Origin of the sequence: Wolbachia endosymbiont (group A) of Eristalinus aeneus, assembly GCF_964026915.1 — a bacterium.
GTDB lineage: Bacteria > Pseudomonadota > Alphaproteobacteria > Rickettsiales > Anaplasmataceae > Wolbachia > Wolbachia pipientis.
Map to the genome: position 1 here is coordinate 1,011,142 of NZ_OZ034712.1, position 23,232 is coordinate 1,034,373.

22 protein-coding genes and 1 tRNA gene are annotated in these 23,232 nt (G+C 35.2%); 7 read left to right on the forward strand and 16 right to left on the reverse strand.

Features of this window, described 5'->3' with window-relative positions; translation table 11 throughout:
* Positions 1-42: 42 nt before the first annotated feature.
* The 3 genes from AAGD62_RS05155 to ruvC are packed head-to-tail and all read left to right on the forward strand — an operon-like array spanning position 43 to position 2,066.
* Complete coding sequence (locus AAGD62_RS05155; RefSeq protein ID WP_155968782.1) at positions 43-702, forward strand: TenA family protein; 660 nt, start codon at positions 43-45, stop codon at positions 700-702.
* A gap of 47 nt (positions 703-749) precedes the next feature.
* Complete coding sequence (locus tag AAGD62_RS05160; protein WP_006279354.1) at positions 750-1,577, forward strand: cytochrome c oxidase subunit 3; 828 nt, start codon at positions 750-752, stop codon at positions 1,575-1,577.
* Positions 1,578-2,066, forward strand: a complete 489-nt coding sequence (gene ruvC, locus AAGD62_RS05165; RefSeq protein ID WP_155968785.1) for a crossover junction endodeoxyribonuclease RuvC — start codon at positions 1,578-1,580, stop codon at positions 2,064-2,066. It abuts the gene before it with no gap.
* Between the two features lie 44 nt (positions 2,067-2,110).
* Here ruvC and ruvX read toward each other — a convergent pair whose 3' ends face one another.
* Entirely contained in the window at positions 2,111-2,578 is a 468-nt protein-coding gene (gene ruvX / locus AAGD62_RS05170; protein WP_010082183.1) for a Holliday junction resolvase RuvX, read from the reverse strand.
* A gap of 1,183 nt (positions 2,579-3,761) precedes the next feature.
* Here ruvX and gatB point away from each other — a divergent pair.
* Positions 3,762-5,183: an Asp-tRNA(Asn)/Glu-tRNA(Gln) amidotransferase subunit GatB gene (gene gatB / locus AAGD62_RS05175; RefSeq protein ID WP_155968788.1), complete on the forward strand. Its 1,422-nt coding sequence runs from the start codon at positions 3,762-3,764 to the stop codon at positions 5,181-5,183.
* A 52-nt stretch (positions 5,184-5,235) separates the two neighbouring features.
* A complete protein-coding gene (locus AAGD62_RS05180) occupies positions 5,236-8,025 on the forward strand; it encodes an ankyrin repeat domain-containing protein (protein WP_155968791.1) in 2,790 nt (929 codons plus the stop codon).
* On the opposite strand, the gene AAGD62_RS05185 is transcribed toward AAGD62_RS05180, so the two are convergent.
* Complete coding sequence (locus tag AAGD62_RS05185) at positions 8,022-8,513, reverse strand: IS630 family transposase (RefSeq protein WP_155968340.1); 492 nt, start codon at positions 8,511-8,513, stop codon at positions 8,022-8,024. The two genes, AAGD62_RS05180 and AAGD62_RS05185, sit on opposite strands and share 4 nt — an antisense overlap.
* Positions 8,514-8,532: 19 nt before the next feature.
* Entirely contained in the window at positions 8,533-8,880 is a 348-nt protein-coding gene (locus tag AAGD62_RS05190; RefSeq protein WP_155968342.1) for an IS630 transposase-related protein, read from the reverse strand.
* On the opposite strand from AAGD62_RS05190, the gene AAGD62_RS06895 reads away from it, so the two are divergent.
* A complete protein-coding gene (locus tag AAGD62_RS06895; protein WP_406833276.1) occupies positions 8,872-9,006 on the forward strand; it encodes a hypothetical protein in 135 nt (44 codons plus the stop codon). The two genes, AAGD62_RS05190 and AAGD62_RS06895, sit on opposite strands and share 9 nt — an antisense overlap.
* Before the next feature lie 83 nt (positions 9,007-9,089).
* Here the strand turns inward: AAGD62_RS06895 and AAGD62_RS05195 are convergent, their stop codons facing one another.
* The 5 genes from AAGD62_RS05195 to AAGD62_RS05215 form a co-directional block, all read right to left on the reverse strand.
* Positions 9,090-9,509 carry a DedA family protein gene (locus tag AAGD62_RS05195; protein ID WP_155968794.1) on the reverse strand — a complete coding sequence of 140 codons (420 nt, stop codon included), beginning with the start codon at positions 9,507-9,509 and terminating at the stop codon, positions 9,090-9,092.
* A 6-nt stretch (positions 9,510-9,515) separates the two neighbouring features.
* A complete protein-coding gene (gene cysS / locus AAGD62_RS05200; RefSeq protein ID WP_155968797.1) occupies positions 9,516-10,889 on the reverse strand; it encodes a cysteine--tRNA ligase in 1,374 nt (457 codons plus the stop codon).
* Positions 10,882-11,538, reverse strand: coding sequence for an exopolysaccharide biosynthesis protein (locus tag AAGD62_RS05205; RefSeq protein ID WP_341812698.1), 657 nt, complete (start codon positions 11,536-11,538; stop codon positions 10,882-10,884). Before AAGD62_RS05205 ends, cysS begins: the two co-directional genes overlap by 8 nt.
* A 166-nt stretch (positions 11,539-11,704) precedes the next feature.
* Positions 11,705-11,872 carry a twin-arginine translocase TatA/TatE family subunit gene (locus tag AAGD62_RS05210; protein WP_006013840.1) on the reverse strand — a complete coding sequence of 56 codons (168 nt, stop codon included), beginning with the start codon at positions 11,870-11,872 and terminating at the stop codon, positions 11,705-11,707.
* A gap of 128 nt (positions 11,873-12,000) precedes the next feature.
* Positions 12,001-12,774, reverse strand: a complete 774-nt coding sequence (locus AAGD62_RS05215; protein WP_006280146.1) for an ABC transporter ATP-binding protein — start codon at positions 12,772-12,774, stop codon at positions 12,001-12,003.
* A 147-nt stretch (positions 12,775-12,921) separates the two neighbouring features.
* On the opposite strand from AAGD62_RS05215, the gene AAGD62_RS05220 reads away from it, so the two are divergent.
* Positions 12,922-12,998, forward strand: a tRNA-Arg gene (locus tag AAGD62_RS05220).
* A gap of 101 nt (positions 12,999-13,099) precedes the next feature.
* Here the strand turns inward: AAGD62_RS05220 and uvrC are convergent.
* The 8 genes from uvrC to AAGD62_RS05260 form a co-directional block, all read right to left on the reverse strand.
* Positions 13,100-14,926: an excinuclease ABC subunit UvrC gene (uvrC, locus tag AAGD62_RS05225; protein WP_341812699.1), complete on the reverse strand. Its 1,827-nt coding sequence runs from the start codon at positions 14,924-14,926 to the stop codon at positions 13,100-13,102.
* Positions 14,911-17,019, reverse strand: coding sequence for a glycine--tRNA ligase subunit beta (glyS, locus tag AAGD62_RS05230; protein ID WP_213863469.1), 2,109 nt, complete (start codon positions 17,017-17,019; stop codon positions 14,911-14,913). The genes uvrC and glyS overlap by 16 nt, the downstream gene beginning before the upstream one ends.
* 3 nt (positions 17,020-17,022) lie before the next feature.
* Positions 17,023-17,862, reverse strand: a complete 840-nt coding sequence (locus AAGD62_RS05235; RefSeq protein WP_155968808.1) for a glycine--tRNA ligase subunit alpha — start codon at positions 17,860-17,862, stop codon at positions 17,023-17,025.
* 44 nt (positions 17,863-17,906) lie between these two features.
* Entirely contained in the window at positions 17,907-18,665 is a 759-nt protein-coding gene (locus tag AAGD62_RS05240) for a phosphatidylglycerophosphatase (protein WP_155968810.1), read from the reverse strand.
* A 146-nt stretch (positions 18,666-18,811) separates the two neighbouring features.
* Positions 18,812-19,807, reverse strand: coding sequence for a porphobilinogen synthase (hemB, locus tag AAGD62_RS05245; RefSeq protein WP_155968812.1), 996 nt, complete (start codon positions 19,805-19,807; stop codon positions 18,812-18,814).
* Positions 19,800-20,825 carry an NADH-quinone oxidoreductase subunit NuoH gene (gene nuoH / locus AAGD62_RS05250; RefSeq protein ID WP_015588803.1) on the reverse strand — a complete coding sequence of 342 codons (1,026 nt, stop codon included), beginning with the start codon at positions 20,823-20,825 and terminating at the stop codon, positions 19,800-19,802. Before nuoH ends, hemB begins: the two co-directional genes overlap by 8 nt.
* On the reverse strand, positions 20,809-22,857 hold the full coding sequence (gene nuoG / locus AAGD62_RS05255) for an NADH-quinone oxidoreductase subunit NuoG (protein ID WP_155969574.1): 2,049 nt from the start codon (positions 22,855-22,857) through the stop codon (positions 20,809-20,811). The genes nuoH and nuoG overlap by 17 nt, the downstream gene beginning before the upstream one ends.
* Positions 22,858-22,862: 5 nt before the next feature.
* Complete coding sequence (locus tag AAGD62_RS05260; RefSeq protein WP_006279675.1) at positions 22,863-23,075, reverse strand: hypothetical protein; 213 nt, start codon at positions 23,073-23,075, stop codon at positions 22,863-22,865.
* Positions 23,076-23,232 lie beyond the last annotated feature (157 nt).

Here is a 23,232-nt window from a genome sequence, read left to right on the forward strand (position 1 = left end):
GCGGATTATTTACGTTAACTTGATCTTTTATCGGTAACTACAGTGTTCAGTGGCATAATTAGGAGCTGTTACGGGTCAAATCTTTTAAAGGATATAATTGAGCATCCTTTTAATGTTGAGTTAGCGAATCACACCCTAAATATAGAGAACTTCAAATTCTATGCTCAACAAAAGACGTTGTTCTTAGGTGATTATATTCGTACCACCTTAATTACTGCATCCAAAATGGAAGATTATAGTAGTATTATCTCGCTTGCTGAAGTAGCCCAAAGAGTAGTGACTGTTAATAGAATGCTATATGACTACTACTTTACTATGTACGGTATAAGTCGCGAAAAGAAATCTCTTGAGTGTTTTAATTTCACTAATTTTCTTTTATCCATCTCGCATAGTAATACCTATGAGGCTATGACGGTTTCGTATTCTTGCATGTTTATATACGAGACTGTCGTTGATAGCATGAAAAATAGATTCAAGAAAAATAATAGATATAGGGATTGGTTTAATTTTTGTTACAGTGATTCAGTAAAGTCTGGATGCATTATTTTGGAAAATATTGTTGATGGATATTGCAGCAGAGCAAGAGAAAACGAAAAGAGCAGAATGCTTGAGTTGTTTAGAATAACTGCACAATTTGTGTTAGATTTTTTGAACGGTGCATATAATTTTTCAAGATTCAATCAATTTCCTAAGGAACATTGACAATTTTAAGCTAATTTGTATCCTTAATAAGTATTTTTTAAAATGCTATGAAAAGTAAAGAACATGATTTTCATTTAGTGGATCCAAGCCCTTGGCCAATTGCTGTATCAGCAGCAATTCTTATTCTTGCACTTGGATTAGTTGGCGCGCTTCATAAACAAATTGTCGGAATGTTTTGTTTAGTTTTGGGAATCTCCGCAGTATCAGGGGTGCTGTTTTATTGGTGGAGAGATGTAATAAGGGAGGCCATTTATGACAAATGTCACACTGCCATTGTAAAACATGGACTCAAATTTGCAATGTACTTGTTTATTCTCTCGGAGGTCGTATTTTTTATAGTGTTCTTTTGTTCATTCTTTAAAGCCTGGCTTGATCCAGTTTTTTTATTTGAGGCGTTTTCTCCTGCAAAAAAAGTTGAATGGCCCCCTGAGGGAATTTTGCCACCTGATCCGTGGTCACTACCATTCATGAATACATTAATATTATTGCTTTCTGGTACAACAATTACTTGGGCAAATCACTCTTTACTTAAAAATGATAAAAAGAGCATGATTAAAATGCTGTCCATAACTATATTGCTTGGAGTTTTTTTTATAATAGTGCAAGCAATAGAGTATCATGAAGCGAGTTTTTCTCTACAAGAAACAGGAGAAAAGCTTATTTATACATCCAATTTTTATATGATTACCGGTTTTCACTGCGCACACGTTATAATAGGAATAATATTTTTATCAGTGTGTTTATTTAGAGCACGGAAAGGCCAATTTACACTTCAGGACCATTTGTGCTTTGAGTTTGCCTCCTGGTATTGGCACTTTGTAGATGTAGTCTGGATATTTTTATTTTTGTTTGTCTATTGGTTAAGCGTTTATTAAGTGGTTAAAATAATAGGTCTAGATCCAGGAATAAGCAAGACTGGGTGGGCCATTATCAGCCTGAACGAAAAAAATAATATTGAATTTTTGGGCGGCGGTACCATATCAACTGATGGTAAATTGGGTACAGGTGAACGCCTACATATAATTTTTGAACAATTAAAGAAAGTAATTTCCCTATACTCTCCGAATGAAGCTGCGGTGGAGAAAATTTTTGTTAATAAAAATCCTAAATCTTCACTAACTTTAGGATATGCAAGAGGGGTTGTAATTTTAGCGTTAAAAATAACAGATCTAACTATAAATGAATATGACGCAAACTATGTAAAAAAAAGCATTACCGGAAATGGCCATGCTGATAAGGATCAGATGATATTTATGGTGAAGCAAATAGTTAAAAATTTGAGTATAAAATGCCACCATGCTGCTGACGCTCTTGCTGTAGCAATTTGTCATGCTTATACGAAAGGTTCTTGTTTTGTTGAGTAACTTTTATATGGGATTCAGTTTGAAGATTTCCAGATCTGGAAAAACTATTTGATTGTATTTATCTTGTCTAACGTTCGTTGCAAAATAATACATGCGGAGATTTTATCATCTATTTTTTTCGATTTTGTGATTGATATTCCAGTAATTTTTAGTGTATGAGTTGCGATAGATGTTGAGAAGCTTTCGTCTTGTAAGTATATATTTACTTTATATTTTTTTATTATTTTATTTGCGAATTGGATTATAGTTTTACACCATTTAGTTTCTTGCTCGTCCATTTTTAATGGTAGTCCTATTACCATTGATCCAGATTCATTTTCTTTGAATATTCTATGCAGATAACCTAAATCTTTGCTCATATTTTTTCTGTGATATATGCTATGAGCTGTGGCTATGAGCTGTGTTTTATCGCTAAATGCTATGCCTATTTGCTTTTCTCCCATGTCAAGGCACATTATGCGCTTATCTTTTGGAATAGACTTTAGAAACTCATCTGGATTTCTATGTAGCATCTATTAGACTTCCTTTAAAGTGACCTTACCAAAAAAGTGGAGAGAAAGTTAAGAAAATTTTTTACAAAAAGAATAATGAATCAAATTGCTCAGGAATGCAATAGACTTCTTGCATAACCCAAACTAAGTAGAAAAAAGGTATCATCTAAGTAGCTGACACTGGTTTCCATCCAAAAGGGCAGTGCCCCTATGATGTCATTCCAGTGCTTGACACTGGAATCCAGACTTTAATTGTTATACTTGTAAATAAGTCTGGTGAGAATAGACGTTCATCTCAAAATGCAGTATTTTTGTTGAAATAGCTCAACTGGATTCCAGCGTCACGCGCTGGAATGACACCTTTGTGTTTGCATAGCTGTACGAACATTGTGATTTGAGAGCAATCTCCACAAGGGAGGATGTCATTCCAGTGCCCAGACACTGGAATCCAGGAAAAAGAATGGTGTCATCCAAGTAGCTGACACTGGGATCCAGAAGACTTAATTTCAACCAAATAATAAAGGCTGGATCCCAGTGCTTGGCACTGGAATGACAGCAATCCTACGTCATACCGCAATTCATTCGCGGTATCTCGGCCGCTAACAAGTAGCGGGATGACGGTTATCGTTTAGCTACAAACATTAAGAAATTTACCAAACGAAAAAAAAGGCAAAAGAAGCCCCGTGGTTGGCTAATTACTTACATTATACTTTCAAGTATGGCGTTTTTTTATTCTAAACACTTAATAACCGCGATTCAGTTGCTTTTAAACCGCAACTAATCTAAATTATAAACGTTAAGAAATTTACTAAACAGAAAAAAAGGCAAAAGAAACCCTAGGGTAGCTAGTTATTCACTATCCATTTTTTAAGTTGGCGTTTTTTTATGTTTTAAACGCTTTATAAGCGCGTTTCAGCTTATGTAGGTAGAAGTTTTATAAAGACATAAGGTGCACATAGTGCAAAAAATTAAACATGAGACGCCAGATACGTGAGTTTTTTTGTCATTTAATCTGTACAGAGAAGATAAATAAATAGCTTCAATTTTATGATAAGAGGGCTGGCGAAGCTTGTCAAGTAATCTTTTGCATTTAACCCGTTTCTATGGGTAAAACAATCTGCATACCACTTAGCTAACATGAGTTTTGTTTTGACTTTTTGTGCTAATTTTGCAGAATATTAAGATTATCATTTAAATAAAATACATGACGAAAGAGGATTGGGAAGCGGTAATTGGGCTTGAGGTACACGCTCAAGTTTCTTCTAATACGAAGCTATTTTCTAGCTCATCAACGGAATTTGGTGCTGAGCATAACACTCAAGTTTCTCTAGTTGATGCGGCAATGCCAGGTACGCTGCCAATACTAAATTATTACTGCATAGAGCAAGCAATACGCACTGGTCTTGCACTTTCTGCAGAAATTAATAAGTATTCTTACTTTGATCGGAAAAATTATTTTTATCCTGATTTACCACAAGGTTACCAGATAACTCAGTTTTTTGAGCCAATAGTTAAAAACGGTAGAGTATTTATCAACGACAATGAAAAAGAAATAAGAATTGCGAGAATTCATTTAGAGCAAGATGCAGGAAAGAGCGTTCATGAGGAAAGCAAAACTTATGTAGATTTAAATCGTGCAGGGGTTGCTTTAATGGAAATTGTTTCAGAACCAGATCTCCGTTCATCTGCGGAAGCTGCAGAATGCATGAAAAAATTGAGGCAGATTTTGCGTTACATTGGTTCGTGTGATGGTGATATGGAAAAGGGATCACTTCGTTGTGATGCAAATGTTTCTGTCCGCCTAAAAGGCAGTAGCACATTTGGCACTCGTTGTGAGATAAAAAATCTGAACTCGATACGTTATATTGTGCAAGCTATAGACTATGAAATACAAAGACAAATTGAAATTTTAGAAGGTGGGGAAGAAATAAGTCAAGATACCTTATTGTTTGACGTTGCTTCGGGAAAAACAAAAGTGATGCGAAACAAAGAAGATGCAAGCGACTATAGATACTTCCCTGAGCCTGATTTATTACCTGTTGAGGTAAGCCAGGAGAAAATTGATTTAATTCAATCATCTTTGCCCGAGTTGCCAGATCAAAAAAAGCTGCGATACATTGAGGAATTAGGTATCAATGAATACGATGCAAACGTCATTACTTCCGATAAGGCAATTGCTGATTATTTTGAGGAATTGATAAAAAAACATGATTCAAAACTCGCGGTTACCTGGTTAACCGTAGAGCTTTTTGGTCGTTTGAATAAAGCAGGTATTGATATTGCGAGCTCTCCAATCAAAGCAAATGCTTTGTCCGAACTCTTAGATTTTATTGTTGATGGAACGATCTCTGCTAAACTTGGCAAACAGGTATTCGATAGTATGTTTGAAACTGGCAAACCTGCATCTCTAACTATAGAAGAGCAAGACCTAAAGCAAATAACCGATAGAGGTCAAATAGCAGAAGTTATCGACAAAATCATCAATAACAACCAAGATAAAGTTCAAGAATACAAAAGCGGTAAAACAAAATTATATGGTTTCTTTGTTGGTGAAGTCATGAAATTCACCAAGGGAAAAGCCAGCCCTGATGTTGTGAATTCAATTTTGAGTGAGAGATTAGAGTGAGGTGCCTGTAAGATTATCCTGCTCGGCGGTTAAGCGCACCTTTCATGGTATTATGTATCAAGCGAGATGGCTAATGCTGTTTCCTAAACATGCAGTAGATAGAGAGTATTCTTTCCGCCTATTCACAGAGAAAAAATCAGCTAAGGATTTTGATGATATTGTTCTTCGGTATGAACAAGATGGGAAAATAGTACATAGATTCATACAAGTCAAGCACAGGCAGGGTAGGCACAAAAAGATCAGTATAGGTGACTTATTAACACCGGGAAAGAATGGTGCGTTTGGCTTAATAAAATATCTCATTGCTTATTTAAAGATCAAAAGTAGTGGAGAGTTTGAGGGTGAAATAGAGGATTTTGTCATTATTACAAATGATGATTTTGATTCCGCGGATTCGACATCGCATCCAGTAAGAAAGCTGAGAATGATGCCGAGTGGGAAGAATAAAGGAAAGGAAATTTCAGTCATAAGAATAGACACACAAGATGAATTTCTGGATGTAGGTGATGGTGTAAGATATAAATTTGATGATAGCATTATCTCATACTTGCAGGAGAATAAGAATTTTATAAAGCGTGAGGTAGGTAGAGAAGTCAGCGATAAAGAAATAGAAGACTTTTTAAATAAATTAGTATTTGCAGTCAATTTGCCAAGCGGAACTGAACTTAGTGAAATTATTAAGAGTGAATTGGGCAAGGAATTCAGCAATACTGATGCAAGTCACTTCTACAGCCGTTACCAGGAAGAAGTGCTGATTTTGCTGGAAAAAGAAGAAGAGGAGTTTCTATCATATGAGAAAGCAAAAGCTCTTCTTGAAAGAATAAGAGAGGAAATTTTAGGAGCGGTATGGTTTGGCATAATAGAGCCAGTGGCATCTTTTACTGGTAGAGGCAGAGTGTTAACAGCTCTGCATAATATGCTACAAAGAAGTGCAAAAAAACAAGCGGTGATATCGCAGGTTGCCTCTATTAGCGGTCTTGGAGGAGTAGGTAAAAGTGAGTTGGCTAGGAAATATACTTACAAATATGGAAAGGATTATTATGTTAATGCTATCTGGATAGATGCTGAAAGCACTGAAACTATGAAAAATTCTTTCCTGGATTTAGCTAATAATAGATTAGGCATTCCTACCAAAGATAGGCACGAAAGGGACAAGACGATAGAAAACATTGTTAGAGAAGTATATGCTTTTTTTGCAAGAAGGGGAAGGAGAAGCCTGTTCATTTTTGATAATGCTGAGGGATATGAAGACATTAAAAGGTTTTTACCTTCATCTTTACACCCTAGACATAAAAAACCTTACATTTTAATTACTTCTCGTAATAAAGATTGGAGAATAGCAGAAGACGAGGAAAAAATAAAAACAATACAGCTAGGTGTATTCAAAAAAACGGAGGCTATAAGGTTTGTCAAGAGGGCTTTAAATATAAAAGATAATTTACAAGATGAAGAAATAAAAAAACTAATAGAGGAGTTACAATATTTCCCACTAGCTTTGGGGCAAGCAATTGCATATATAAATGAAAGCAACATTGTATTAAGTCGCAGAGGTGAAGAAAGAGTTGGGGTTAGTGACTACCTAAAAAGGTATGAAAAAGAAGCAGAGAAACTGCTCGACTTTGAGTCTAAATATAAAAGTGACCGTTATACTAAAACAACATTCATAGCTTGGAAAATTACGATTGATGCTATAGCAAAAAGAGAATGTGGGCCAGAAGCATTGAAGATTCTAGAAGTAATGGCTTATCTTGCTCCTGACAAGATTCATATAGAAGAAGTCTTTTCAAAGTTAATAGCAGAGGATAAGGAAAAGTTATGGAAGGCTGTTGAGCTACTCGATAGATATTCAATAATTGACTTAAAAAAAGGAGTGGCAAACATTCACAGACTAGTGCAGAAAGTAACTGAGTTGAATTTACAAAAGGCAGTCCGGGAAGAAGAAGTTCTTAGAAAAGCTCTGGAATTGATAAATAGTGGTGATATAGCAATCAGTCACATTGTGTCTATTTGGGAATATGCAAGTAAATATGGTAAGTTGATTGATGATTTTTACTTTAACTCATCTTGTATACATAGGAAACCATTTTTTATAAAGAAAAGTACTCCTTTGCACTTGCTTGCTGCAAGTGGTGATTTTAAAGCAATTAAGGCTATACTCACACATATATCAACACATTTCCCAGGTAAATTGATAATGGCTGTTAATGTTGAAAATAATTCTGGTCACGCTCCATTACACTTTGCTGTTTATAATGGAAGATTAGATGTAGTAAAGTACCTTGTTAGTAAAGGTGCTGACATTAGTGCTAAGAGCAAAGACGGCAGTACTCTGTTGCACTATGCTGCTCAGGGTGGAAGCTTGAATGTAGTAGAATACTTGATAGATGAAAAGGGTACAGACATTAACATAAAAGATAATGACGGTACAACTCCTCTACACTCGGTTGCTTATCTAGGCTACTTAGCTGTAGTGAAAAAGTTTATAGAGAAAGGAGCTGATATTAATTCTAGGGATATTTATTATAAAACACCTCTGCATTTAGCTGCTAGTAATAGTGATTTAGATGTAGTAGAACATCTTGTAAACAAAGGCGCTAATGTCAATGCTATGGATAAAGATGGCTTGACTCCATTACACTGTGCTGTTTTTCGTGAAAATTTGGAAATAGTAGAATACCTTGCCGAAAAAGGTGTTAATACCAAGAACAAAGATGACGATACGCCACTACACTTTGCTGCCGTAATGGGAAAAGTTGCTGTGGCAAAAATACTGCTAAAACACAACGCCGATGTTAACGCTAAAAATAATGAAGGAAAAACAGCATTGTATAGTATTTTCTAAAATGAATGATAAATTTCCATTATGGTATTACCAACCAAAAGTTGTAAGTCTGTATATTTATGCATTAAAGGTCTGAGGCGGCTTTTGATGGTATTCCAACAATGCTCTATAGGGTTCAAATCTGGTGAATATGTTGGTAGATAGAGCAAACGGCATCTAGCATTATCTATTAACTCCTTTGTTTTGGGAGTTTTATGGAATGTGGCATTGTCCATAACTATTGTAGTACCATGTGGCAATTTAGGTAATAACATCTTCTCTAACCATGTATTGAATACCTCTTTGTCACACCCACCTTTGAAAGTCATTGGTGCAATAAATCTCTTTCCAATCCACCCGCCTATTATACTGATTCTCTCTCGTTTTCTTCCTGGAATATCTGCATAAATTTTCTTTCCTATTGGAGCACGTCCATACTCTCGGTATAACCTATTATCAACTCCTGCTTCATCTATATATAAGATGCTGGAATGGTCTATTTTTGAGATTTTATCGGTAAATCGCTGCCTATCTTCTTGATTGCGCTCTTGATATAGTGTAACTTTTTTTTAAAGTAATTCTTAGCTGTTTCAGCCTATACCAAATTGAATTTATTCCAAATCCAAGATTTTGTTTCATCTCTGCCAGCGTATGATCTGGATTCTTTTTAACATATTCTTCGAGTATTTTTGGGTCTATTTTTCGAATAAAGCTGCCGTTTTTCGATGGCCTTAGGCTTTCACCAGCGGCTTTCTTTCTTAACCAGCGGTACAGAGTTGCTATTCCTATCTCCAAAAGCTCTGCCACCTCAACCTTTGACTTCCCTTTTTCTATCATCGATACTGCCCTTTCCCTTAAATCCACACTATACGCCATTATAACTCAAATAGCTTATTATACCTTTATCATTTACTTTGGGAAGTACTATATTATGCAGCTAATAATAATCACCAAGAGCTTGTGGAATTGCTTTTAGCTCATGGTGCATCCTATGACTACTGAATTTTGCATTTAATTTATAGCTCCGCTTCTATCAAGGCATAGAATGACGGAAGTGGGCTTTAATAGCTGTAATACTATAGCTGTTATACTCCAAAAGTAAGTATTAGATATAATAAATAGAAGAAATTAGATAGAATGATTAAAGGGGCAAGGATATAAAGGTTTAACTTGAAATAACCTGATAAAATTTGAATCACACTTCCAAGTGCTGGCACCCACGAAAGTAATAAAGTTGCAAAAATTAGCAAATTTTTTGTAACTTTTGGCGTTGTATATTCGTTTTCTAATTTGTGGTATGATTTTCGTATAGAGATTGTTATTCTACCTAAGTACCAGTTAACTATTCCACCAAGGCTTGATCCTAGTACTCCAAAAAATAACATAAGTAGTGGAGTGTGATACGACCTGAAATAAAGCATGGTATTGAATACAAAACCTTGATGTATGGGTAAGACTAATGATGATACTAGACTATCTGTGAATAACAGGAAGTAGTTTTCCATATGAATTTACCAGGTTGTTGTACCATCTTCATTGTCAGAAATTGTAACCCCTATTTGTTTCAACTGGTCCCTTATTTTGTCTGCAGTATTATAATCTTTATTTTGTTTTGCTGCTCTTCTTAAATCTATCAATCTTTCTATTTCTTGATGACTCACACCAGCAGTAAACCACTCTTGATAACTTGACTCAAGAAGACCAATAAATCTGGCACTCTTAACAAAACTCTCAGTTAATTTAAGCTTTTCACTTTCATTACTCATTTTGTTAATTTTTGCAGCCATTTCATGTAATATAGCTAGAGCTTCAGGGATGTTTAAGTCGTTTTTTAAAGCGTCTATAAAATCTTTAGAAATCTCTGCGTTACTTTCATCAATATTCGTTATATCTAAACCACGTAATAACCGATAAAATTTGTTTAAGGTTTCCTGTGCATCAGAAATAACGTTTTCTGTCCAATCAAGTGGTTTTCTGTAGTGAGTTTTGAGCAGTGCATAGCGTATTACTTCACCCTTTATTCCACTATCTAGCAAATCTCTTACTTTGACTATATTAAATAAGGACTTGCTCATTTTTTCTTCATTTACTGTAAGAAAGCCGTTATGTATCCAGTATTTTGCAAACATTGATCCAGCAAATGCGGACTTACTCTGTGCAATTTCATTTTCATGGTGAGGAAATTGTAAATCTATGCCGCCACCATGAATATCAAAATCTTTGCCAAGGTAAGCATATGACATTGCTGAGCATTCTATATGCCATCCAGGTCTGCCCTCTCCCCATGGGCTATTCCAATAACTTGAAAGTTTGTAGTCAATATCATTTGCAGGCTTCCACAGCACAAAATCTCCCGGGTGCTTTTTATTTTCATTAACTTCAACTCTGCTACCTGGAACCAATTCATCAGTTTTTTTTCCTGATAAAGCACCATATTCATGGTAAGATTCTATATTAAAATACACGTGTTTGTCAGATTCATAAGCGTGGCCTGATTGCAGCAAATGTTCAATTAATTTTATAATATAATCTACGTTTTCCGTTGCTTTTGGCTCGTGTGTTGGCTCTTTACAATTTATGCTTTCCATATCATCATGAAAAGCTTTAATGTAATATGTGGTTATACTTTCTATGTTGCTATTTTTCTCGCTTGCTGCATTAATTATCTTATCATCAATGTCGGTTATGTTACGCACATAGGTAACTTCGCCATAACAAAACTTAAGTAGCTGAAATAACACATCATACACAACAACAGACCGTGCATTGCCTATATGTGCTGTGTCATATACTGTTGGTCCGCAAACATACATTTTCACATGATCTTGATCGATTGGTGTAAAAAGTTCCTTTTTTTTTGTTAAGGTGTTGTAAAGCCTAACCATATACGAAGCTTTTGAGAAAAGAAAATGCCCCAATTATAAGTTGTGGCCCTTTGACTACTACAACAAGAGTAAGCAATAACCCACACAATGATATTAGAACTCCCAATATGGATAGAAACCCATCTTTACTCATGATACCAAGCGAAATAAGAGTCGTACCAATTGCAGGAATGAAGTTAGTAAGAGGTAGTGGAAGAGCTATTGATAACGCACAAAGCAGCATTATAAAAGCTAAAATTTTTTCACCGGGCCCATAGAAAATAAAAGACATTCTTGGTCTCATGAACTTTTCTATTTTTTTTAATGCTGGAGAAGTTTTCTCTACCACAAAAGCTAGTGTTGAACGCTGAAAAGATTTTCTTTCTAGCCAACTGGGCATCCAAGGAGAATCAAATCCAAATAGAAGCTGCAGTGAGAATAAGATTAAAGGTATAGAAAGAATAGTTGTATAACCAGGTGGAACCGGTATAGGCACCGATAGCGGCAAGGAGAAGATGATTATTAAAATACCAAAACCGCGCTCATGCAAAGCTGTTTTAATGTCAAACAAAGTTACTTTATTGCTATCATTGTTATTGGTATCTGCAACCTCTTTTAGAATATCAGAAGCTAGTTTTTTATCTTTAGCTAGTTTCTCACTTTTTTGCACAATTATCCTTTAATAAAATATTCCTCTTAAGCTAACATAGTTGTTGCTGTATTTCAATATTTGTTATTTATTTCATACCAACACTTCATCTCTTTCATTCTTTAACCTGACTAAGTTTTTAAACAGATGACATGCACTAAGGTGCATGTCACGAAGTATGAGGACGCTAACGATCTGGTTCATTAGACGATAATTTTTCTGAGTCCTTAAGCTCCTGTTTAAGGTTTTTGATGCCTTTTCCTAAATCACCCATAACTTGCGGTAATCTGCCTGCACCAAACAGAACTAAAATTATTATTAAGACTAGAAACAATTGCCATGGTCCTAAACTCATTTTCACCTCCATTTAAAATATTGACCTTTAAATATTAAAACTTGACTGAAGTCAAGTAACACATAGATTATATCACCTTTATTTAATTATAAATCAAGGTTTTTTAATTATTTTATAACAATCCCAAACTAGATTATTTTCTTGCAGCGAATAAGTGGAAACTTTTCGCTTAACTGTAGAGTAGAAGAGAGCTCACTAAAAAACTTTGCTAGCGTATCGTCTTTAGGCTTATGGTATATATCGCTAGAAACTCCTGATTGAATAATTTTACCATTTTTCATTACGTAGATAAAATCTGCAACTTTCAATGCTTCTTGCGGGTCATGAGTTACCATTAGCACAGGGATATTTTTACTTCTAAAAAGGGACAATATATGTTGTCTTATTCGGCACTTGAGCAGTATATCTAAATTAGAAAATGGTTCATCTAACAACACAACATCAGGGTTTTGTGCCATCACTCTTGCTATTGCAACTAATTGTTGCTGTCCTCCAGATAAGGCGTTAGGGTACATATTTTCGTATTTTTCTATATTGAGTAACTTCAAAATTTCCAATGCAATTAGGTGCTTTTCTCTCTTGGAAGAGCTGCGGATAGCAAAGGTTATATTTTCTACTACTGTTTTATGAGGAAATAATGCAGAATGCTGAAAAATCAATCCGATATTTCTATGCTCTATAGCGACTGATGCCTTATTGCTCGCAACTAACCTATCATTTATAAAAATAGTTCCAGATTTTGGATTTTCTATCCCCGCAATTAATTTCAAAATTGTTGACTTGCCACAGCCAGAATGCCCCAATAAACATGCAACATTTCCTTTCTTTACTTTAATGTTTATATTGCTTAAAGCAAAGTCGTTTTGATTGTTATAGAAATAACCAATATTGTTAACTAGCATTAATCTTACTTAAACCATGTTATTAAATATAATAGCATTATACTCAAGAAGTACAGAAATGTTTTTTGTCGTCATAAATTGGTTATGCAAGAAATCTAGAAAAGAAAGGATTTTTTGCTATAACTTTACATGAATGGTAGGAAACACGGGACTATAGCTCAGCAGGATAGAGCGTTGGACTCCTAATCCGAAGGTCGTGCGTTCGAATCGCACTAGTCCCACCACATTGCTTCACAAATTTTATGGAGATTTTTTTTCACAAATACGCACACCTTTTTTTGCGGTTTTAAGATATAAATTCCCTAATAATAAAACGGGTTTTGTGTCATTCCAGTACTCCTCTCTTATAATTCACGTGTTTAAGAATGACTTCTGCTAAACCTTTACTAATTCCATGTACGTTTTGAATTTCAGCCAGAGAAGCTTTGCTTATATTTTTCACTGAACCAAAATAAGACATCAACGCTTTTTTTCTTTTGTTGCCGATGCCGGGTATTTTGCTTAATTGTGAAACTATAAACTGTTTATCGCGTTTTTTTCTATGTGAAGTTATCGCAAAACGGTGGGCTTCATTACGCAGCGATTGTAAGTAAAGCATGACTTTGCTGTCATTTGCCAGACTGAATTCTTCCCTGCCCAGCATATAAAATCTTTCATTTCCTGCGTTACGATCAGGACCTTTTGCCATACAAGCAAAAGGAACGTTTATATTCAATACTTCCAGTACATTCTGTACTATGGAAACATGTCCTGGTCCACCATCAATCAGTAAAAAATCAGGTATTATGCCTTTTATATTGCCGGAGAAACGTCTGGTTAGCACTTCCCTCATCATTTTATAGTCATCGCCTGAAAATTTTTCCTTTATAGTAAATTTTCTGTACTCACTTTTTAAAAAACCCTCCTGCCCTGCAACAACCATTACACCAATTTGTTGGTTTCCAAATATATGGCTATTGTCATAAACCTCAATACGCTTTGGAATGTTTGGTAACAAGAAGATTTTGCTAAGCTCTTCAAGCTTTTCTAGGTTATTTCTATAATCGATAAGCTTCTGCTCTAAGCTATGCTGAGAGTTATCATAAACAAATTTCAATAAATCACGCTCTTTTTTATTCTTTGCATGCAGAACTTTTACTGGCTTTTGAGCAACCTTATATAGTGCTTGTTCTATAATTTCCTTATCCACAATAGAATCTGGAACGTAAATTTGTATTGGAGGTATGTTAGCTGAATTATAAAAATTGACCAAAAAGGTGGATAAAATTTCATCATTTGAGTGATCACCACAGTTCTCGGCAAAGTAAGGAGTGCTGCCGTAGTTGTCTTTATTTCTAAACGATAACACACTAATACATGCTAGATCCTCTTCACGTACAATACTGAAGAAATCTGCATCTTTTTCAAAAGAAAAATCCGTGTGCTGTATTTGAATTTGCTCAAGAAACTTTACCCGATCTCTATATATAGCAGCAAGCTCATAGTTTTCTTCACTGCTGCACTTTCTCATTGTGAAAAGTAACTGTTCTTTCACTTCCTTATTTCTTCCAAGCAATGTATTTCGTGCCTGTTTTACTGATTGGCAGTAGTCGTCTTTTGTGATTTTATCTACGCATGGTGCTGAGCAGCGCTTAATTTGATATTCAATACATGGTCTTTTTGTTGAGGAAAAGTATTGATCTGAACATACTCTTAGGAGAAAAGCTTTTTGCAATGACAATATAGTTTGCTTAACAGCAGCGGCAGATGTAAAGGGACCATAATAATGAAACTCATTCTTCTTAAATTTGCCTCTATATTTTGCTATTCTTGGATAATCGTGCTTGGAAATTGTTATATAAGGATAAGATTTTCCATCCTTAAGCACAATATTATAAAGTGGTTTCAATGATTTTATTAGCTGTGCTTCAAGAAGCAGTGCTTCGATTTCATTCTCAGTGATGAATATTTCAACCTTAATAACTTGTGAGAGCATAACTCTAATTCGTTCAGAAAGATTTTCGAATTGAAGGTAGTCGGATAACCTTGACTTTAAGTTTTTTGCTTTTCCAACATATAAAACTTTATTCTTATCTCCGACCATCTTATACACGCCACAGGACTTTGGAGATGATTTGATTTGTTCTTTATAGTTGCCTAAGCATTTATCCATTGCTTAACCTGTATGAGGTTAAAATCTGCTACTAAATGAAAGATGGAAACTACATTTTCAAGCAAAGATAATCTGTTTCTTCTCAGCTTATCAGAATCACAGTTAATCTTTACACTGTCCATAAACTGATTGATAAACGGAGCAAAACCAGCAAGTTCATCAAGTGCTACATTAAAGTGGTTATTTTTTATCGCTTGTTTTATGTTTTTACAAGCAGTTATAGCACAATTTGATAGCGCAATTTCTTCACTTTCAATCAAAAACCTCTTACCGTAAGATGCACTATAAGTAGTGCCATCACTTTTTCTTACTTTGCTCATCATGTTACTGACTCTTTTGTAAGTGCTTAGAATCTGTTCACCTTCTGGCATACTAAGATAACGATCCAATATAACAGTTTGCTTTTCTGCTGTCAGCAGATCATTAATATCGATTTTATGTAGTATTGAATCTATAATATCTTGCCTTATATCTCTATTTTTTAAAATAACCTTGAATCTTTCTAAGCAGAATCTCAATACTAGTTCTGAAATTTGTTTTCTATTTGGCTTATCAGCTGACGTTGTATTTTTATTAAATAGAAGTCTTGAATATAAAGATACTGACTTGTCTATCAGTAGCCTAATTGGAATATGCAAATTATTTTCAAGTATTGTCCTAATTATACCAATTGTCATTCTCCGCAAACCAAACTGATCATACGAACCAGAGATTTTCTCACCTGCTGCAATTAAACCAACTAAGCTATCCACTTTGTCTGCAATTGACACAGCAATTGCAGAAGGAGATTTAGGACACTCTTGCTCTGGCCCGATTGGCTTATAATGCTCAGTTATAGCTTCCACTATTTCTCTATCTTCTTGAAAATAAGAAGCATAATATCCACCCATTACTCCTTGTAATTCTGGAAACTCTCTTACTATCGATGTTGCCAAATCAGCTTTTGCCAAATATGCAGCGCGTTCAACTTTTATCAGCGAAGCATGTGGAATAAATATAGCTATATACTTTGACAGAGCCGTAATACGCTTCACCTTTTCCCCCACGCTGCCAAGTGAAGCATGAAATAATATCAAACCTAATTTTTTGACATAATAATCTAGATTTTCCTTTTTATCTTGAGATATTAAAAATTGGGCATCAGCAAGACGTGCTTCTAATATTCTTTCGTGTCCTTTAACAACTTCACCATTGTTGACGTTGACAACAGTGACAAAGTGTGAAATTCTCTTTCCATTACTTAAAGCAAGGTATTTTTGTTGTGTATTAACTATACTAAGTATTACTTCCTTCGGTAATCCAAATGACTTTTCTTGATTCACTTCACCAAACAGTACGATTGGCCACTCTATAAGCCCTGTCAATTCATTTAGTAAATAATCATTTTTCTCAAGTTGTAAATTCTGCTCTTTTGTGAATTTATTAATCTGATCTAGTATAAATTGCTTTCTTTTGTCCATTTGGAGAATTACACTGTTTTTTTCTAGCAATTCAAAATAGTCTTTAGGTGCTTTAACAGTTAACGCTGTACCACTTGAGAGAAATCGATGGCCATATGTTGTGTTAGATGCTGTGATCCCTGCAAAAGACACAGGTATTATTTCGTCATTTAAAATGCATAAAATGTTTTTAATTGGCCTAACCCACCTTTCTTTTCCTTTGCCCCATCTCATACTTTTTGGCCAAGAGAAATTTTTTAATATTTCTCCTAGTTGATTTTTAAGAAACTCTTGAATGTTAAATGAGCAGCTTTCTCTTTTAATGAAGTAAAAATCCTCATTATTTACTTTTCGAACGAGCAAATCTTCTTCATTTTTCTGATATTTTCTTAAAAAACCTTCGATAGCACTTTTTGGTGCGTTAATGTTTGGTCCCTTAACTTCGTTATTGGAATCCTTTAGCTCCAAAGCATTTATGTTGTCGACAAATAGGGTAATGCGACGTGCCGTTATAAAAACCTCCATTGATGTAAATTTTACATTATTTTTGTTAAAAACATTGGCAATACAGCTCTTAACTTGAACTGTAGCTGAATTCTGCATTCTCGGTGGTATTTCTTCTGAAAGGCACTCAAATAACAACTGCAACGACATACGCTATTTACTCATGTACAATTCACAACATTTTTTTGTCAGCTCTCTAACTCTACCAATATAAGCTGTACGTTCATTCACACCAAGCACACCTCTTGCATCAAGCAGATTAAGTAGGTGACTAGTTTTAATACATTGGTCATAAGCTGCCATTGGTAGCTCCTTTTCAATAAGGAACTTGCACAATTTTTCCGTATCTTCGAATTGCTGCTGTACCACTTTAGTATCATAATAGTCTAACGCTAGATAAGAAAATTCATATTCTCTTTGTTTAAAAATATCTCCGTAAGTTACACCGTTATCGTTCCAAATTATATCGTAAACATTATCTACACCTTGTATGCACATTGCTAAACGTTCCAACCCATATGCCGCCTCACCAGGAATCATCTTGCAGTCAATCCCTCCAACTTGCTGTATATAAGTAAGCTGTGTTACTTCCATTCCATTGCATGTAACTTCCCATCCAAGTCCTGATGCACCAACACTTGGATTTTCCCAATCATCTTCAACAAACTTAATATCATATTTTTCTGTAGATATGCCAAGAACTTTTAAGCTATCTAAATAGACGTCTTGTAAATTATTACCAGATGGCTTTATTATAACTTGATATTGGTGATGTTGATACAAACGATTAGGATTATCACTATAGCGTCCATCTGCTGGCCTAATTACTGGTTGTAGATATGCAATTTTTGTCGGTTTTGTATCAATTGCAGACATAATTGTTGCAGGATGTAATGTGCCAGCACCAACTTCAGATGTGTATGAGTGAAGTATAACACATCCTTCACTAGCCCAAAAATCTTGTAACTCTTTTATTATACTTTGTAAGTTCACACAAATTGCACACTTTTTATACTAAATATATAAATAAATAAGTACTATTCAATACCTATTTTTTTAACAGTATCATGTAAATAATCACCTAAGACTGCTGAACTTTCTCTCACATACTGAATTATGCTTTTATTTAGGACAATTGCATCATGCATAGTTAAATCGCAGAATATAAATGCTATTAAATACAGTAAAATCACCGCATAAAATGTGTGAAAAATCCCCTCAAATGTAATTGACATTGCATTATTATAGCTGAGCTGTATTGAACTTATTGGCCATGGTTTTATCACTTCTACGACATTAAAAAATACGTAAGGTATCATAAGAAAAAAGAAAAAGTGCATAAAATCATTAAACCAAAATGGGCATTGAAACATCTGCTTACATATATTCCCATAGAGTTTACTTACAGCATAATAAATTGACATTATTGCTGGCATTGAAAGTGCTACAGTCAGTACTTGCCCTGACGCTATTTGTATTACTATTTCTTCACCACTGTTTGCTGAAGGGTCTTGAGCATGAAAAATAAATATTCCAATTAATTGCATTACTAACATAACTATTGCCAATTTTGTAAAAACAGCAGCTACGACTATTCCTGAGTCTGGCATTTTATATAGTAAGTATTCGCCTCCATATGTAAGAATTAATATAACATCGACAATAAATAATATTAAAAAAGAAGACCAATAGTTCTGCCAACTTGGTAAATATCCTATTCCTAAAAGAGAGCTTACTGTTTTAGCAGGAAAAACCTTGCCTAGCATCTTCCCCAAAAATTTAAAAAAAATCCCCATGTTCTAAGTAACACTTGGTTTATATTATTTATAATACTGTATTGTAACGGACTTATCAATAACTTAAAACATGTATTGGAAGATTTTAGGTAATATGCAGCAACAGTAGAAGAACGTGCGCCAAAAATTTAATAATTTTATAGGGCTTATGCACTTAAATTTTTTGCAATATCAAGTGCAGCGTAAGTGAATATTGCACTTGCACCCGCACGTTTGAAACCAATCAAAGACTCATAAATCACCTTGTCATAATCTAGCCAGCTATTATTTGCAGCAGCTTTTATCATTGCGTACTCACCGCTTACTTGGTAAGCAAAAATCGGAAAATTAAGCTTATCACTTGCTGTTTTGATAATATCTAAATATGGCATACCTGGTTTAATCATAATAAAGTCTGCACCTTCATTTATATCCATTTCAATTTCGCACATTGCTTCGTGCGCATTTTTATAATCCATTTGATAACCACTTTTGTCTATAGAATGTGATAGCCCACATGAACCAACGACTTGCCTGAATGGAGCATAGAAGCTAGAGCAATATTTCACTGCATAAGATAATATTAATACGTCTTGAAAGTTGTTATCATCTAATGATTTTCTGATTCTTCCTACTCTACCATCCATCATATCAGAAGGAGCAACTATATCACATCCTGCCTTCGCTAAAGCAAGTGCTTGCTTACACAGTACTGATATAGTTTCATCGTTTTCTACATCCATCTGATTATCTTTTAAAATGCCGTCATGGCCATGAATAGTGTATGGATCCAATGCAACGTCTGCAATAATACCAATTTCAGGTACCTTTAATTTTACAGCACAAATTGCTCTGCAGATTAAGTTGTCAGAATTATATGCTTCCTCAGCGTTTTCAGATTTTAGTTTACTATCAACTACAGGAAAAATTGCAACAGCATTAATTCCTAAATCTTTAGCTTCCTTAACTATAGACACTAATCCATCTATTGAATAACACTTTACGCCTGGTAAGCCAGAAATTGGTTCAGTTGTTTCTTCTCTGTCGTGAACAAATAGAGGAAAAACTAAATCATTTACTGATAAACTATTTTCACTTGTTAAATTGCGAACCCATTTGCTCGAGCGCCTGCGTCTTAATCTTGTATTTGGGAAATTAAACATTGGATCCAGGCAAATTCCCAGTAAAGAGCAACACCCCTGAAATGAGTATTACCCAAAGCACCGATATTGGTAGAAATACTTTCCAACCAAGGCGCATTAGCTGATCATATCGATAACGAGGTATTGTTGCTCTAATCCAAATAAATACGAATAAAAGTATAATTATCTTCAAAACGAACCAAATTAAACCTGGAATTTTATAAAGCAAACCAAGTTCTAACGGAGGATACCATCCTCCTAGAAAGAATATCGTCATCATAGCACTTGCTAGAATCATATTTGCATATTCTCCAAGAAAAAAGAGGGCAAAAGGCATGGATGAATATTCAACGTTATATCCAGAGACTAGCTCTGCTTCAGCTTCTGGTAAATCAAATGGGTGACGATTAGTTTCTGCAAGCAAAGAAATAAAAAATATTATTCCTATAGGCATTAGTAGTAAATCAACCCAAAATGGCATATTGTGTTTCGCTACCACCATCTCTCCAAGATTTAATGTTCCAGTGGTAATAACGACTGCAGCAACTATTAAGCCTATTGAAACTTCATATGAAATCATCTGAGCAGCCGACCGTATAGCACCAAGAAATGCATAATTAGAATTGCTTGACCAGCCTGCAATAATTACGCCGTATACTCCCAGCGACGATATAGCTAGCACGTAAAGCACTCCAACATTAATATTTGCTATAACCTTAGGAATAACTACTTGCTGGCCATTTTCTACAATTACTTCAGCACCAAACGGTATAACTGCCCAGGCAATTAATGCCAAGATAAAGGTAAGCATTGGAGCCATAATGAACAGTATGGTGCTCGCTCTAAATGGTATTATCGGCTCCTTAATCAGGAGCTTAATAGCATCTGCAAATGGCTGCAATAGCCCAAAAGGTCCAACTACACTTGGGCCGTGCCTCAGTTGAATTGCAGCAAGGACCTTACGCTCAAAGTATGTCAAATATGCAACTGAAAGTAGTAGCGGTACTAAAATAAATAAAATATTAACTAGCGTGTTCATAAAAAGCTTTAGTACAATCTGCCATTATTTTTGAAGCGCGACTTATTGAATCCGTCATATAAAAATTACACTCCTTTAAAGTAAAAGGTGTATTACTTAAATTTATTTTACCATTGCTGATTGGTACCCATGTGTTTTTTATCACTTGATCAGCATTTCTAAACTGTGGACCGATAGTATCTAATTTTTTTCTCACGTCAAATAAACTATCATATGGTAAGGAGAGATCCAAATATTGCGAGAGATTTTTAATAATTAACCAGTCCTCCTTTGCTTCACCTGGAGGAAATACAGCTAAATTTGTTCTTTGCACTCGACCTTCAGTGTTTACATAAGTTGCATATTTTTCTGTATATGCAGCACCAGGCAAGATAACATCTGCCACATGTGCACCCTTATCACCGTGATGACCTTGATAAATTACAAATGTGTTTTCTAACTTTGATGTGTCAATTTCATCTGCACCAAGAAGATAAACAACTTCTATTTCACCACTTTCTGCATGTTCCAATATTTGATTAATATCCCTTTCGCCTTTTTTAGGAACAAACCCAATATCTAGCCCACCAACTCTTGCTGCAGCTTTATGCAGCATATTAAAGCCATTCCAGTCATCTCTGACCATGTTAAATTTTTCTGCAATTTTGCCAGCTAGAACTAGAACTGATTCAGAATCGTCTCTTACTAATGCATCTTGACCGATAATCAGCATAGGGCTCTGAGCAGCACTCAGCAGCTTACAGAACTTATGATTTCCATTTGCTATTTCACTCAAAATATCAGGATTATCGCCCAATTTCTCAACATGATACAAATATTCAATGTTAGGACCAACACTTGCAACAGGAAAGTTGCCCTGTAAATATCTCTTTCTCAATCTTACGTTAATGATCGGTGCTTCTATCCTTGGGTTTGTATTTATAAGCAGACACAAATCCGCATTCTCTATACCTTCAATAGTGGTATTGAACACATACGATCCACGATTATTTGGTATAAGTTTTGCACCATCCTGCCTGCAATCTATATTTCCCGAGCCGAGCTTCTGCATCATTTCTTTAAGTAGAAGCATAGACTCACAATCTGCTAAATCACCTGCAATTGCAGCTATTTTATTTGATTTTGTATTCTTTAATTTCTTTGCAGCAACAGTTAATGCCTCATTCCAATCAACTGGGGCTAATTTACCATCTTTTTTTATATAAGGTCGATCAAGACGCTGAACTTTTAGTCCATCATAGGCAAAGCGGGTTTTATCTGATATCCATTCTTCATTTACCTCTTCGCTCAGCCTTGGTAATATCCTCATAACCTCCGGGCCACGATAATCAACTCTAATTGCGCTACCCACAGCATCTAGCACATCTATAGTCTCACAATGTGATAGCTCCCATGGACGCGCTGTAAAGGAGTAAGGCTTTGAAGTTAAAGCTCCTACCGGGCAGAGATCTATGATATTTCCAGATAATTCAGAACTAATATGCCTTTTTATGTAAGTGCTAATCTCTACATTTTCTCCCCTTCCGATTCCTCCAAGTTCATTTGTACCTGCAACATCAGACAAAAATCTAACACACCGAGTGCAATGAATGCATCGATTCATCGCAGTCTCAATCAGTGGTCCGAAGTGTTTTTTTGGTACAGCCCTCTTATGCTCATCAAGTCTGCTGGTTCCTTTCCCATAAGCCATCGTGATATCTTGCAAATCGCATTCACCACCCTGATCGCAAATTGGGCAATCAAGCGGGTGGTTAATTAGCAAAAACTCAAGCACACCTTCACGTGCTTTTTTAACCTTAGGGGTATCAGTGTGAATAACCATCCCTTCTGCAACTGGCATTGCACAAGAGGCTACTGGTTTTGGAGGTCCACCCTCCACTTCAACCAAACACATTCTGCAGTTACCAGCAATTGCTAAACGCTCATGATAACAAAAACGTGGAATTTCAACGCCCACGACTTCACAAGCTTGAATTATAGTGAGCCCATGCTCTACTTCACATTCCTTAGAATTAATAGTAACTTTAACCACAACTATTATACAGCTTCCCACTTTATAGGATTGCCGCTTACCTCATCTTCAACCAGATTGCCGTTGTCATATTGAGCAGACATATAATTCATGCGCGAATCACGATCTATATATCTAACAGGTTTTACCGGTTTATCTTTATACATTTTTTGCTCAGCTTTCTTACGCTGAGTAGGGTTATTTTTACTAGCTGTCTTTGCTTTCCCACCTGCTGCCATATAAACTCCTAAAAACTTTTCATTCTATTTTAACACTTAAGTATATAGCGTCAATATTTAATAACTTTAAAATTTCAATAGATCTCTTATTATAATCATTTTACAATCATTGTTTAAATAAAAAGTTACCCCTTGATGCCATTCCAGCGCATGACGC